Genomic DNA, 14,014 nt, shown 5'->3' on the forward strand with positions numbered 1-14,014 from the left:
TTGTGCCAATGATTCGGCTATTATTTTTTTTGAATTTTTTGCGTATACAAATTTTAAAAATGAATACATTTATATACTAGTTCTTTACAATATTATATTGTATACAAAAAACATTTTTGTAATACAAATTCGGATGTGATAAAATGTCAAACCAAAAAAGAACTAGAAAATTTGAATTCGGAAATGAAAGATTCGGGGGATCATACACTCCGGGAGACTTTGAATTCAATTTCCCAAATGATATGTCCCGTGAAGAATTTGAAAAAATGTTTTCAAGAAGAATGAGTGCACTGCACAAAAGAGGCAATGATTTTGCAGAAGAATTCTTTGACGGTGCTTCAAAGGCAAGAAAGGAAAATCTAAAGCCATTGAGCATTCGCGTAAAACCTCACACCAAGGACTTCTTCAAAAACAATTCAATACTTTCTCCTAGAGAAGTGCTTGAAATGTATGAAAACTTCAATAACGGTTCAGAAGCATTCATAAATTCACTAATTGAAGATGAAAAACAGCTTGAAAAGGAACTGGCCGAAGTTCAGGAAAAACTGCACAACGCAAAGTTGTTCAGGGAAAAACTCGGTGAAATGGAACCGGAAATTGATGTTTTAACCGATGAGGATAAACTGGCAAAATTACATGCCCTATACGAAAAAACCAATATCAAAGCCATAGGCAATGAAACATCTGCTGGAAAGGCTAAAAGCGATATCATCCGCATGATTCAGGTATACAATACCCAGGATGTCAGCGTATGGGGAAATGACTATTTGCTTTTGACAGTCTATACCAACGCCCAACCGGTATTGTTCTACTTTAAAAACGAGTATTCAACTGACGATATAGAAGATATCATAAGTCATGTTAAAGAATACTGTGAAGGCAACAATATTGGTTTTAGAGTGTTTGAAGACTCAAACATTTAAAAAACTTTCGGAAGTGTGCAGATGTGACTTGTCGCACTTCCAAAACATATTTTTTTCTTAAAAACAAATTATTAACCAGATTCGAATCTCGGCTTGGTTAATGATTTGAACTAATTTTGTTAGATTGGTGATGGTTGTATATTTTTGTTCTTTTTCGATTGTTAACCAAGTCTTAATCCAATATCATTGTGATTCCCTCAATTATCATGACAAGACCAATGATGATTGCAATATATATAGGCTGGTTAAGTGCAAATATTCCAAGAGCTATTGCAACAATACCCAATAATAGAACAAGAATTGATGTGAATGTGGAAAATCTTGTCATTTTTGACAGCAAACCGGTAATTCCGAATATTATCATGATGAATCCTACAATATAGAACTGCAGACCCACTAAGAATGACAATGCATCAACATAGAAAATAAACAGGAACCCGAAGATTATGGATATAATTCCGATAATCATTGCAGCTATTCCAACATATCCAAAGTCACGTATCATGTTAAAGCCCATGAAAGCAGCTGAAATACCAAAGAACAGTAAGCTTAATCCAACAATCATTGAAACAAGCCCTGCGGAAAACACTGGGAAAATTATAAATATTAATCCAAGAATTATTGATAATATTCCTGCGTTTCTTTCAACACCCATTGATTTTTCCTCCCTTAATTTTAATTAATTATTTATATTATCAAAATGTTATTTAAAAATATGGTAGAATTCGAAGAAATTATTAAAACAAGAAGAAGTATCCGTGAATATAGTGATAAACCGGTCAGCGATGAAGATATATTGAAAATCCTAAAGGCTGGAATGCAGGCGCCGGGTTCAAGGCTGGGTGCTGAGCCATGGGAGTTCATTGTCATTAAAAACAAGGAAACTCTTGCAAAAATAGGCGAAATAAAACCTAGAGTTACTAATGCTCCTGTAGCTATTCTCTTGGTTGCAAACATTAATCGTGCATTCTATAAGACAGTATGGCAACAGGATATGGGTGCCGCATGTGAAAACATGTTGCTTGAAGCAGTAAACCTGGGCCTTGGAGCCTTATGGAATGGAGTTGCACCTGAAGAGGAGAGAATGACAAAAATAGGCGAAATAGTCGGAATTGATGATATTACCAATCTAAAGCCATATTCAATTGTTACAATAGGATATCCTGCCGACGGTTGGGAAAACAAATTCATGGACAAATTTGATGAGTCAAGGATTCACTATGAAAAATACTAAATACGATTTTGAAACTGTCATTGAAAGAAATAATACGAACTGCCTGAAATGGGATTTGTTTGACGATGACTTGCCGATGTGGGTGGCCGACATGGACTTCAGGGTCGCACCGGCTATTGAAAAGGCAATTCAAACAAGGGCTGCTCATCCGATATACGGCTACACTGTCGTTCCGGATGGGCTGTTTGAATCATATATCAACTGGTGGGATAGAAGATATGGTCTTAAAATGAAAAAGGATGACATGGCATATTCCATGGGAGTAATGCCGTCCATATCATCTATGATTCGGTGCCTGACTGATGTTGGTGATGAAATATTAATCCAAACTCCGGTTTACCATGTATTTTTCTATGTCATTGAAGACAACAACCGCAAAGTTCTTGAAAACGAATTGATTTATGAAAACGGTGAATACAGAATAGATTTCGATGATTTGGATGAAAAGCTATCAAGGGTTAAAATGATGATACTCTGCAATCCTCACAATCCTGTTGGCAAAATATGGTCGAAAGAGGATTTGGATTTAATCGGAAAGTTATGCAAGAAACACGATGTCATTCTGATTTCTGATGAAATTCACTGTGACCTGACAGATCCCGGAGTCAAATACAATCATTTCAAACCTATGAATAATGTAATTCGATGCTTGTCTCCTTCAAAGTCATTCAATGTTGCAGGATTTCAAAGCTCTATCGTGCATGCAACAAACAGTGAACTGCTGGATAAAGTCAAAACCCAGATGCACATTGACAATTCATCTTCCTGCAATGTCTTTGCATCTGCCGCAGTTATGGCAGCATATGATGAGTCTGAAGAATGGCTTGAAGAGCTTAAGGAAGTGTTATATGAAAACAAGCAGATTGTTAAGGAATATCTGGCCAGTGAACTTCCGGTAATCAAATTGGTTGAATGTGATGCAACATATCTGCTGTGGCTTGACTGTTCAGCATTGAATGTTTCTTCAAAAGTGCTTTCAGGATTTCTCAGATCCAACCAGGGATTGTTTCTCTCGGCAGGAATTGATTTTGGAAAAAATGGTGATAATTTCTTAAGGATGAATATAGCATGCCCTCAGGAATTATTGCGCGATGGTTTGGGTAGGTTAAAGGCAGGAATAACTGCTTTAACTATAATTAAGCGGTAACTGTACTGTTTAATGGTGCCGACAGTTATTGTAGTTTTTGCAGGCACTGAATTCATTGCAATTGGCTTTAACTGAAATAGCTATTTTATGAAGGGATACTTCAATTTTCCATTCTTGAAAATGAAACTGACGGTTAATCGATTGAGTCAATGAACTCCTGAATTAGCCAGTCGGAAATGCTGATGTCTGATTCGTATCTGATTATTTCATCTTTTTTAAACCATTCTGCCCTTAGAATTTCATCTCCATCCACTTTTATGTTGCCGGATTCATATTCTGCGGTAAATCCTAGCATCAGTGAGTTTGGAAATGGCCATGACTGGCTCCTCTGGTATTGCAGGTTCTTGATTTTTACCCCTACTTCTTCCAGGACTTCCCTGTGGACTGCCTCTTCGATAGTTTCTCCTGGTTCTACAAAACCTGCTATAAGGGCATATCTTATATTTTCATGATAGCTGTGTTTTGCCATAAGCAGTTTGTCCCCATTTCTGATTGCCACAATAATTGCAGGAGCGATGCGTGGATAGTGTACCTGACCGCATTGAGGACATTTTAACATCATGTCCTTTTCATCTATTTTAGTTGGTGTTCCGCATCTTCCGCAGAATCTGTGTGATATATACCAATCGCTTACAAGAACTGCCTTTCCAGCAATATGGTACAGGTCATGGTTGAATTCATAAACTTCCATAAGATTGTAAAAAGTCTCGTCAGTTTCAACATTAACGACAAATGCTTTTTTATCCTTATAATCTCCAATGTACAAACAGAAATTAACATCAAAATTATCCAATGATTTAGCTAATTTTTTATCATCATCCAAGAATAATTCTCTATTATCATTAAAAATAAACAGTATATCATCTGTATCTGGCGTAATGTTTTCATCAAAATTGATTTGGTAGTTTTCATAGAGTGATTTTTCTATCATGTAAATTAATATGTATTTTAAATAACTTAAAATTTATATTTGTCAAATGATATAATTTATAATGGTGATATTTAATGGTATCTGAAAATATGGAAAAAGCTTTAAATGGTCAATTAAATGCTGAAATTTACTCAGGATATTTATATTTGTCCATGGCAGCTTACTTTGAAGATGAAGATTTAGCAGGTTTTGCTAACTGGATGAGAGTACAAGCAGAAGAAGAATTAGAACATGGAATGAAATTTTATGATTACATCATAAGAAGAGGAGCTTCTGTAACTTTAACTGCAATCGATGGACCTCAAACAGAATGGGATTCTCCATTGGCTGCATTTGAACATGTACTTGAACATGAAAAAATGGTAACCGGTCTTATTAATGACTTAGTTAACTTAGCAATTGAAGAAAAAGACCATGCTACCAACAACTTCTTGCAATGGTTTGTCGAAGAGCAAGTTGAAGAAGAAGAAAATGCAATGGAATTACTCGCTAAAGCTAAATTAGCTGATGGCGATAACAGATTAATTTATGAATTAAACAAAGAATTAGGTGAAAGATCACCTTCTGAAGACTAGTTTATCTAGTCCTTTCTTATTTTTTTTGGTGTTATGATGAGCTATCCTGACGGTCCAACTGACAGCGCTAAAGTTGACTCTACAAAATATGATTCTAAACTAATTGGCGAAAATGATTTGGGAAGTGCATATGTTCATGGTCCTTTTGGTGATGTAAATTCCAATGTAAAAATTGCTTATCTGATTGGAATGCATCCTCTTGAAAGTAAATCTCATAGGGCATTGTTTGACAAGCTAACAGCTAAAGATGACTTGAAATATTGTTATTATATCTACAATATTAATGTCAATGAATTGGATAGTGAAACTGAAGGGCGTAAGGAAGGCCAATTGATTGCTCAGGAATTTATAATGCCTCAAATAATTGATGAAAAATATGATCTTTTCATTGATGTTCACTCGAATAGAGGATGTCACGGCCCTGGCGATTATCAGATAACTAATTTTATTTTTGCACCGGGATTTGATGAAAAGTCATCCGAATATATGAATATACTTATTGGGGAAATTGATGGGGTTGAATATTATGCTCCGGAGCATAGGACAAGCCCTCCTTTTATAACAGAACCAACTTCCAAAGCGGGAATACCAACTATTGTATATGAATGCTATTCTTATGAACCGATGGAAGTTACATATGATTTAGCTTTAAAATTAATCAATTCCATAGACAATTTGATTTTTTAGATAGAAATATTGTCAAATAAATGAAAAACTTTATAAAACTTCGATAACAAATATTTAAAAGGAATTAATATTTTTATGGAAGTGAATAGGAATGATTATTAAAGCACCTTCAAGAATACATATGTCTCTCATTGATTTGAATGGGTCATATAGGAGAATCGATGGTGGAATTGGTTTGGCATTGGCTGAGCCTCAATTTATATTAGAAATTCAAAAAAGAGATGATAATTTAGTCACTCTTGAATTTTCAGACAATATTGATGATGATGAAGCGATTTTGGAATGCAGTGAGAAAATTCCAACAGCTGCTGAAAAAACAAGACAACATTTCAATATTGAAGACGGTTTTAATTTTATTGTTCATCAAACGTATCCTCCACATTCTGGATTTGGAAGTGGAACTCAAATTGCTGTTTCTACTGCTCATTTAATAACAGAAACAATGGGTATTGAAGTGGAAAGTAGAGAATTAAGCAGTATTGTTGGAAGAGGAGGAACCTCTGGAATCGGAACATATACTCATGATTTGGGTGGATTTATTTTAGATGGAGGTCATAGCGTTGAAGAAAAACCTGGATTTTTACCTTCAGGTGCTTCAAAGGCAAAACCTGCAACATTAATTGCAAGGTATGACTTTCCGGAAGAATGGAAAATTCTAATAGCCATTCCTAAAATAGAAAAACATATGAACGGTCAGGATGAGGTAAATGTTTTCCAGGACTGCTGTCCTATTCCAAGAGATGAAGTGGAAAAAGTATCTCATTTAATTTTAATGAATTTAGTGCCATTTATGCTTGAAAAAGATATTAAAAACTTTGGATGGGCTGTAAGTGAGCTTCAAAAAGTTGGTTTTAATAAGCTTGAACATTCACTTGATGATTCATATTTGCCAACAATGAAAGCCATTGAAGAAGCCGGCGCATATGGTGTAGGTATCTCTTCATTTGGACCGGTTTTATATACTATTTTCGATGAATCAAATGAAGACATAGTTGAAAAAACCAAAGAGATTATTGGCGAAAACGGTACTGTTTTTGTAACTAAAGCTCAAAATCATGGATTTGTTATTGAAAAATAATATCATCCTTTTCTTATTTTATCTTTTTTTTGAATTTAACTCATTTTTTTAAAAAATAGAATGTGTGGTGTGGTTGGAATTAAAGAAGTTTTTTATAAATTATAAACTTCTTCGGATGGTACAACAACAATATCATTGTCATTTAAGATTGAAATTAAATTGTCAATATCTTCTGCATGGAGTAATAAAATAGCTTTCTCACCATCTTCATGAGAAAATGCATAAAGATATTCCAAATCAATGTCATTGTCTTTAATAACTTTTAAAACATCTGTAAGTCCTCCAGGCGTATCATTCATTTCAACACCAATGATATCTGTAATTTTAACTAGAAAGTTTTTTTCTTCCAGAGCTTCTTTTCCTTTAAGAGGATCATCAACAACAAGCCTTAGGATACCAAATTCTGAAGTGTCAGCCATGCACATTGCTCTAATATTAACATCAGCATCTGAAAGTACTTCTAGGGGTTTTGATAAACTGCCCATTCTGTTTTGTAAAAAAATTGATAATTGTTGGATTTTCATAAATTTCACCTAATGTAAGTTTCTCTTATCAATAACTCTTTTTGCTTTTCCTTCAAATCTAGGTAATGTTTTAGGTTCTACCAATGTTACTTTTACCCTGATTCCTGTTTCATTTTCAATTGATTTGCCGATTTTATCTTGAACAGCCATCATTTCTTTCACGCCGTCAAAGAATATGTCCTGTGATGCTTCCACTTTGACTTCGATTTCGTCTAAAGTTCCAGGTCTTGTAACTATAATTAAATAATGAGGCTCTACATCACCAGCTTTAAGCAATGCTTTTTCAATTTGTGATGGGAAAATAGCTACTCCCTTAACTTTAATCATATCGTCAGATCTACCTGTAATTCTACTCATCCTTGCATGTGTTCTTCCACATCCACATTTTTCATAAGTGATTTTGGTTAAATCTTTAGTTCTAAATCTAATAACGGGCATTCCTTCTCTTTCAAGGTTTGTCAATACGAGTTCTCCGGGGGTATTTTCACCTAATGTTTTACCTGTATTTGGGTCTATAATTTCAGGATAGTAAATGTCTTCTGGAATGTGCAAACCTTCCTGCATTTCACATTCAACACCAACTCCCGGACCCATCAATTCGGTTAATCCATAAATATTATAGGCTTTTGTGCCAAAGATGTCCTGAACTTTTTGTCTGATTTCCTCTGTCCACATTTCAGCTCCAAAACCGATGGCTTTGATTCCCAATTCTTTTGGATCAATTCCGTCTTCAATTGCAACTTCTCCCAAGTGAATTCCGTAAGATGGTGTAAAAATCAGGCCGGTTGTTCCGAAATCTTCCATTATTTCTATTTGTCTGCGAGTTTGACCTGTTGAAATAGGGATTATTGCAGCTCCTATTTTATGGCATCCGTAGTGAACTCCAAAACCGCCGGTAAACATTCCGTATCCGTGTGTATTTTGAAGAATGTCTCCTTCGTCAAGACCCATCATTGTCAATCCACGTGCAATGGTTTCTGCCCAGGTATCCAAATCCTTTTCGGTATATCCGGATACGACAGGCTTTCCGGTAGTGCCTGATGATGAATGCAGTTCCTTAATTTCTTCAATATCTACTGCAAACAATCCGAATGGGTAACTTTCTCTCAAATCATCTTTTGTGATAAAAGGTAACTTTTCAATATCTTTTAAAGTTTCTATGTCTTCGGGATATACTCCAATTTCACTATATTTCTTATTATAATAAGGTATTTTATCAAATGCTCTTTTGACAGTCGATTGAAGCTTTTTTAATTGTAATTCTTCTAAATCTTCTCTTGGCATTGTTTCAATCTTTTCATTCCAAAACATATTTTGCCTCATAATTTTTAATATGTTATTATATTATCTTTTTTAACTTTAAATATTTTCTAATGGCTTAACAGTAAGTTTTTTTTAAAATAAAAATCAAAAATATAATTTAGTAGCGCCGGTATTTTATTAGATAATAATTTATGGGTGTTACTAATTTGATGTATGTATAATTGCGCAATTTAGTTATACAGAAAGTTAGGAGTAATTCATGATAAAACACGGTGTTGTTATGGTTACTTTGTTGATTTTAACACTAACTTTAGTGGGAGTTGTCTCGGCAAGTGATATAACTGCATCGGATGTTGATTTACAGTCATTTAATCAAGAAAATGCTCAAGTAGAAATTGATGAAAATAATGAAATATCCTCTTCACAGGAAAGTTCTGATTCACTTTCGGGTGAATATGGAAATTCTGTTGAAATTTCGGCCGATGAGAGTTCACTTTCGGATGTTTGTGAATGTGTTGAAGTTTCAGGTGATGTGGATTTCATTTCATATGCTGGTGATGATGAAATCTATGATTCATATGATGATTTGATTTCATGTGCTGGTGAGGATGAAAGCTCTGATTCACAATTTGTGGATATTGAATTATTAAATCAAAATCTTTTGGGTTATTCATTAAATATATTAAATGAATTTGATTCATTTAAATTTAATAAAGATGCGGCTTATGAACTTGGTTATGACGTAACAACCTCTGCATGTAATTTACTTGATTTCAAATCTGCAGATGAAATCTTGGTTATTGCAACTGCTGATTCAAACGAAATCGATAACGTAGCTATGAAAAATACTATAAATGGGATACTTGATGCTTCTAATGGATATATAACTTATGAAAAAGGTAATCTTATAACATTGTCTTCATTAAAATCAGATTTAATTGATATTGCATTCTTTTCAAGGAAATGTGAATCTCTCACTATGGTGTTCTATGAAAATGGAGCTATTACTTCAATATTTTCTGATGATGTAAGTTCGGAAATTTCCGCTGGTCTTTGGGATTATATTAAGAATCTCTTGGCTTGTGGTGTTGCAAAAGGTGTTTTATGTGATGAACTGAAACATTTTTTATCTGAACAGGTATTTGAACAAAATTTGATTCAAACATTATTCGGATGTAATATACTTGAAGAACCTGTTATGAATACGAAAGAGTATTTGTTGAGCGTTCCGATGGACTCTGATGGAGATACAGTTATTTGGTCTTTAAATAGTTCAGATGACAATGTGTGCATTAATGATTCAATATGTGAATCTTTAATTGGGTTGAGTATGGAGAATAACACTTCTGAAAATGGAATGATTGCCGTAATGAGTTATGATCAGTCAAATTCAAAAGAAATGTTGAAAATAGAAAACAAATTAAATCCTGATATTAATGAATATGGTAAGGGTAATGATAAATCTTCAGCTAAATTGACATCAGCTGAAATTAAACAGATTGGTGTTGATGCGGCAAATAAGGCTTTATCTTACTTCAAATCCCGTGGCATTAATGTTAAAAAAGATTATAGTAAGTTCTATATTTTAACTTCGGCAGGTTATGCAAAAATCAATGGCATGAATACTAAAAGGGCTATTTATGGTCTTCTTGAAGTATTCGGGCCTGAAATAAGTAAGAATATAGGTTTAATTCAAACTCCATTATGGAAGGATTTAATATTCTATTTTGTATGGGTAAAAGACGCTAATAATAAAGATTTCGTATCATATTGCTTAAAATATTATCCTAGTGTAGGTAAATTAATTGAATCAAGTGAACATAAAAAACAAGGAGATTTCTTTGCTTATTTGTTGGGATTGTTTGATGACAATCAAGAAACTCATCACGGTTCCGATTATTATGATTTCACTCATGATACAATTGATTGTGCAGGTAAAATCGTTAAACATGCTTCAAAGGCAAATAAGACAAATGTTACTAAGAATAAAACTGCATCCAATGCAACAAATTCAAGTAACATCACTGTCAATCGGGCTAATTTGCCGGGTGAAATACCAAGAAGTAACGTTAATCCGTATAATATCCTGTATACGCTAGCTTCAATATTGTTTGTTTGCGGAATATTTGGTGTAAGTTACTCTAAACGTTAATTTATAAGTATTTCACGAAAGTGAAATATTTTTTTTATTTTTTTTTTAAATTTTTCTATTTTGAAACCATTGCTTTTTTTAATTATTAAATACATAATTTAATTGATGAGTCTTTAGTTACACATCGAGTTAAAAAATTTATATACTTTGTTAAAGTAATAATTAATTGTAAATTATTAAAATTTATTTGATTATGGGGAAATTAATATGGATATGATGAGTGTTTTGTGGCAAGTTGGTATTTTCGCCTCTGTTCTTGTTTTTGGTGTAAAAATAGGATTGGCGTCAGGTTTGGCTAATTTGTCTAAAAAATTATTTGCAATAATCTGTATTGCATATGGTGGTGGAGTGGTTTTGATTTCTGCTATTGCTTCATTATATGCTGACCAATTAATACAGGCCATCTACGGATATAATACAATTTTTTATATTATCATGGCTTCAATCATGATTATTGCAGGTTTATTTACAATTAGGGAATGGAAAATACATGATAAGAATACATCTACTGCAACTTCTCTAGCTATTATAGCTCCTTGTCCATGCTGTTTTGGTTCAATTATCGCAAGTGTTTTGATTGTTGCACCTACAATCGGTGTCAGCTCACTTAATTTGAGCTGGTATGCGGCTGCAGCTTTGGTGGCAGTCATGGTTGTAACATATTTGGCATCAAATACAATTGTCAGGTTCATACGCAAACCTTATCCTATTGTATTGGGCAATTTCATGCTGCTTTTAGGGGCATATTTCCTGCTTTCAGCGATTGTAATTCCAAACATTGCAGGAGCTTTGACAAAAACCGTAAGTCCTATTTCAATTAGTTCTCCTCAAGACATACTTATGGTAATATTAGCGTTCGCTATTTTAATTGTTGGAGGTATGGTTTTAACTAAAAGAGGTAGGAGTCTTTTAGAATAATTTTTAGGTGAAAAAATATGGCTTTAAATATTCCGGGTGGAGAATTTTTAACAGGTTCTCTTGATGTAATCTCACAGAGTTTGACCATTCCAGTATTGGTTATTTTGCTTATAATTGTGATTATTACAATTATCTCTTTAGGTGGAGTGATTGCTGAGTATACTTCAAGAAGAAAGGTTCCTGTAGGAACTATCAGAGATTTGATTTATGATATTAATGCTGCAGGTTCTGTTGAAGAGCTTAAAAACATTATTTCAGATGCTAAAATACCAAAATCTCAGAAAAAGGTTTTAACAGAAATTGCATCTTCCGAAGCATTGGGCAATACTTCAAGAGAAGCTTTAGCACGTAAATTATTTGAATTTGAAGAAGAGAAAACTTTAGATAATCTACAGAAGACAGACATTATTACTCGTATCGGACCGACTTTAGGATTAATGGGTACTTTAATTCCTATGGGTCCTGGGCTTGCAGCTTTAGGTGCCGGTGACATTAACACCCTTGCAAGTTCCCTTACAGTTGCATTCAACACAACAATTGTTGGTATCGGTTCCGGTGCACTATGTTATGTATTGGGTAAAATCAGATCTGGCTGGTATGACAGATACTTATCTGATTTGGATGCATTGATTGATGCAGTTCTTGATTATATGAATAAATAGTGATTTTATGGTAAGAAAGCGAAGTCGAAGACGATCCAGAAGAGTCGAAGAAGACCCAATGGCAGGTACATCTAACCTTGTAGATGCAATGCTTGTTATTGCAGTTGGTTTTTTAGTTTTTGTTATCATAAGTTGGAACATGCAGGCAATGATTGATCCAAGTCAGAATATTCAGGAACAGATGCAACAGCAAAAAACTACTCAAGTAGACCAAGGACAACAGTTAAATGATACTCCAGACACTTCAAACAGTTCTGGTCAAGGTTATACTGAAATGGGTAAAGTCTATAAAGACCCTGCTACGGGTAAGCTGATAATGGTGGAAGGTTAAATCCTTTCACATTTAAACTTTTTTTTCTTAAATCTTATATAATCCAAATTACAAATATTATATTAAATTTCAATATGTGATTTGGTGATTTGATGGTTGAAGCTAATTTTTTACGTGCAAGCATTATAAATTTTATCTCAGCATTCATAATTGCGGGTGTTGCATGTTATTTTCTTTTGCAGTTCAACCTCACTGAGGTAATGTATATTGGAAACTTGTTTGGACTGTATTTTTTAGTTGTCTTTGGAACTGAGATTCTTATTGAAGGTGGAAAACTTAAAAACAACTCCCAGAGGTTTAAATTTGTAATAGTGAATATTTTAGTCTTTGATATTTTATTTTTGATTTTGGTGCCTCTGATATTCGGAAGTGGTGTTTTAAGTTCATTCGATCATCTTGTGATGATTTTTAACGGTGTTCACTTTAGCTTGATACTTAACGCTATATTTTATATGACAATTTTTGCCCTGATGATGTTGATCTTCAATTATTTATTATATAGAAAATCATAATCAATCGATTATTTTATAAACAACTTTGATTATAATAATACTTACGAATTTTTAATGGTGTTAAATGTATGGAATTTTGTCCTGATTGTGGTGCAATGTTAATGCCCAGTAAAGGAAAGGTTAAATGTAGATGCGGATATGAAAAGTCACTGACAAATGATGATATTGAGGAGCAGTATCATATGGAAGGTGAAAAGAATCCTGAAATGAAAGTGGTGGTTACGGATAAAAACAATGTTGCCCTTCCGACAACTACAATAACCTGCTATAAGTGCGGTGGAACTAAAGGTTATTGGTGGACTGTACAGACAAGGTCTGCTGATGAGGCTCCAACTAATTTCATTCGTTGTGCCAATTGTGGAAACACTTGGAGAAGTTCTAACTAGAACATAGGATTCCCTCTAAATTAATCTTTAGTAACTAAAATTTTTAAACTACTTATTTTATCTAATACTTTGAAAATAGGGTTTTTTATTAATTTATTAATTTTTAATTAACAACAAAAAAGCTATTGCAACATTCAAAATCAAAAACAATGTTTTCAAAAAACTTAAAGTTGGCAAAAAAGTTACTTATCAGGTAACATACTTGAAAGACACTGTTAAGAAAACTGTAAAAATTAAAAAGTAGATGCATCTGCATCCTACTAATTTTTTATTTTTTTACTAAATTTTTTCATATCATTATTCAATGTGGATGCCTATTTTATTCATGCTTTTGTTCTTCAGTTTTTAGTTTAGCACATCATTTCATTCACTATTTTAATCCTACCTTTGGCGCGAAGCACTTTTCGCAAGTTCGTATGTGTGTATCATCAGGTAATTTCCCCATTTTTGGATTTTAAATAATGGTAGATTTAGGTTGAAACGTCTTCTAAGATAGAATTTTTCAGACTCTTTTTTTTAAAAGTTATTTAATATTTTAGACAGTTGCATATGTGACTATTAAATGTAAAATTAATAATTTATTTTACCATAATTATTTAATAAAATATTCATTATAATATAATATGGAGGTAATTAATGTACTACAAAAATAAGTTTTTCATCATAGGTCTACTATTATTTGTAGTTTTAT

At 33.3% G+C, this 14,014-nt stretch carries 16 protein-coding genes; 12 read left to right on the forward strand and 4 right to left on the reverse strand.

All coding sequences use genetic code 11. The annotated features are described in order from the left end of the window. Positions 1-143: 143 nt before the first annotated feature. Positions 144-923, forward strand: coding sequence for a hypothetical protein (locus ACJMLH_RS00340; RefSeq protein ID WP_405273985.1), 780 nt, complete (start codon positions 144-146; stop codon positions 921-923). Positions 924-1,095: 172 nt separating this feature from the next. On the opposite strand, the gene ACJMLH_RS00345 is transcribed toward ACJMLH_RS00340, so the two are convergent. Next, positions 1,096-1,578, reverse strand: coding sequence for a DUF308 domain-containing protein (locus tag ACJMLH_RS00345; protein WP_405273986.1), 483 nt, complete (start codon positions 1,576-1,578; stop codon positions 1,096-1,098). Positions 1,579-1,638: 60 nt separating this feature from the next. Here ACJMLH_RS00345 and ACJMLH_RS00350 point away from each other — a divergent pair, with 60 nt between their 5' ends. Both ACJMLH_RS00350 and ACJMLH_RS00355 read left to right on the forward strand, forming a co-directional pair. Beyond that, the gene (locus ACJMLH_RS00350) at positions 1,639-2,157 is read left to right on the forward strand and encodes a nitroreductase family protein (RefSeq protein ID WP_405273987.1); all 519 of its coding nucleotides are present in this window, start codon (positions 1,639-1,641) and stop codon (positions 2,155-2,157) included. Then, on the forward strand, positions 2,144-3,304 hold the full coding sequence (locus ACJMLH_RS00355) for a MalY/PatB family protein (RefSeq protein ID WP_405273988.1): 1,161 nt from the start codon (positions 2,144-2,146) through the stop codon (positions 3,302-3,304). The genes ACJMLH_RS00350 and ACJMLH_RS00355 overlap by 14 nt, the downstream gene beginning before the upstream one ends. Positions 3,305-3,437: 133 nt before the next feature. Here the strand turns inward: ACJMLH_RS00355 and nudC are convergent, their stop codons facing one another. Beyond that, on the reverse strand, positions 3,438-4,235 hold the full coding sequence (nudC, locus tag ACJMLH_RS00360) for an NAD(+) diphosphatase (protein ID WP_405273989.1): 798 nt from the start codon (positions 4,233-4,235) through the stop codon (positions 3,438-3,440). 74 nt (positions 4,236-4,309) lie between these two features. Between nudC and ACJMLH_RS00365 the strand changes: the two genes are divergently transcribed. The 3 genes from ACJMLH_RS00365 to ACJMLH_RS00375 all read left to right on the forward strand — a co-directional run bounded on the left by ACJMLH_RS00365 (position 4,310) and on the right by ACJMLH_RS00375 (position 6,575). Then, the gene (locus ACJMLH_RS00365) at positions 4,310-4,810 is read left to right on the forward strand and encodes a ferritin (RefSeq protein WP_405273990.1); all 501 of its coding nucleotides are present in this window, start codon (positions 4,310-4,312) and stop codon (positions 4,808-4,810) included. Positions 4,811-4,846: 36 nt separating this feature from the next. Next, complete coding sequence (locus ACJMLH_RS00370; protein WP_296887230.1) at positions 4,847-5,497, forward strand: adhesin; 651 nt, start codon at positions 4,847-4,849, stop codon at positions 5,495-5,497. 91 nt (positions 5,498-5,588) lie between these two features. Then, positions 5,589-6,575, forward strand: coding sequence for a beta-ribofuranosylaminobenzene 5'-phosphate synthase (locus ACJMLH_RS00375; RefSeq protein ID WP_296800320.1), 987 nt, complete (start codon positions 5,589-5,591; stop codon positions 6,573-6,575). A 92-nt stretch (positions 6,576-6,667) separates the two neighbouring features. Here the strand turns inward: ACJMLH_RS00375 and ACJMLH_RS00380 are convergent, their stop codons facing one another. Both ACJMLH_RS00380 and ACJMLH_RS00385 read right to left on the reverse strand, forming a co-directional pair. After that, on the reverse strand, positions 6,668-7,099 hold the full coding sequence (locus ACJMLH_RS00380) for an acetolactate synthase (protein ID WP_405273991.1): 432 nt from the start codon (positions 7,097-7,099) through the stop codon (positions 6,668-6,670). Positions 7,100-7,108: 9 nt separating this feature from the next. Next, a complete protein-coding gene (locus tag ACJMLH_RS00385; RefSeq protein ID WP_292881285.1) occupies positions 7,109-8,410 on the reverse strand; it encodes a phenylacetate--CoA ligase family protein in 1,302 nt (433 codons plus the stop codon). A 211-nt stretch (positions 8,411-8,621) separates the two neighbouring features. Between ACJMLH_RS00385 and ACJMLH_RS00390 the strand changes: the two genes are divergently transcribed. The 6 genes from ACJMLH_RS00390 (at position 8,622) to ACJMLH_RS00415 (ending at position 13,323) form a co-directional block, all read left to right on the forward strand. After that, positions 8,622-10,514 carry a hypothetical protein gene (locus ACJMLH_RS00390; RefSeq protein ID WP_405273992.1) on the forward strand — a complete coding sequence of 631 codons (1,893 nt, stop codon included), beginning with the start codon at positions 8,622-8,624 and terminating at the stop codon, positions 10,512-10,514. Positions 10,515-10,721: 207 nt separating this feature from the next. Next, entirely contained in the window at positions 10,722-11,432 is a 711-nt protein-coding gene (locus ACJMLH_RS00395) for a DUF2162 domain-containing protein (RefSeq protein WP_296800328.1), read from the forward strand. 17 nt (positions 11,433-11,449) lie between these two features. Next, positions 11,450-12,094: a MotA/TolQ/ExbB proton channel family protein gene (locus ACJMLH_RS00400; RefSeq protein WP_292609854.1), complete on the forward strand. Its 645-nt coding sequence runs from the start codon at positions 11,450-11,452 to the stop codon at positions 12,092-12,094. A gap of 7 nt (positions 12,095-12,101) precedes the next feature. Next, positions 12,102-12,425, forward strand: coding sequence for a DUF2149 domain-containing protein (locus tag ACJMLH_RS00405; RefSeq protein ID WP_292883219.1), 324 nt, complete (start codon positions 12,102-12,104; stop codon positions 12,423-12,425). A gap of 92 nt (positions 12,426-12,517) precedes the next feature. After that, the gene (locus tag ACJMLH_RS00410) at positions 12,518-12,937 is read left to right on the forward strand and encodes a hypothetical protein (RefSeq protein ID WP_292883222.1); all 420 of its coding nucleotides are present in this window, start codon (positions 12,518-12,520) and stop codon (positions 12,935-12,937) included. 68 nt (positions 12,938-13,005) lie between these two features. Then, positions 13,006-13,323: a transcription factor S gene (locus ACJMLH_RS00415; RefSeq protein ID WP_292883225.1), complete on the forward strand. Its 318-nt coding sequence runs from the start codon at positions 13,006-13,008 to the stop codon at positions 13,321-13,323. Positions 13,324-14,014 lie beyond the last annotated feature (691 nt).

It is taken from the genome of Methanobrevibacter sp. (genome assembly GCF_045116495.1).
In the GTDB taxonomy this organism is placed as follows: domain Archaea; phylum Methanobacteriota; class Methanobacteria; order Methanobacteriales; family Methanobacteriaceae; genus Methanocatella.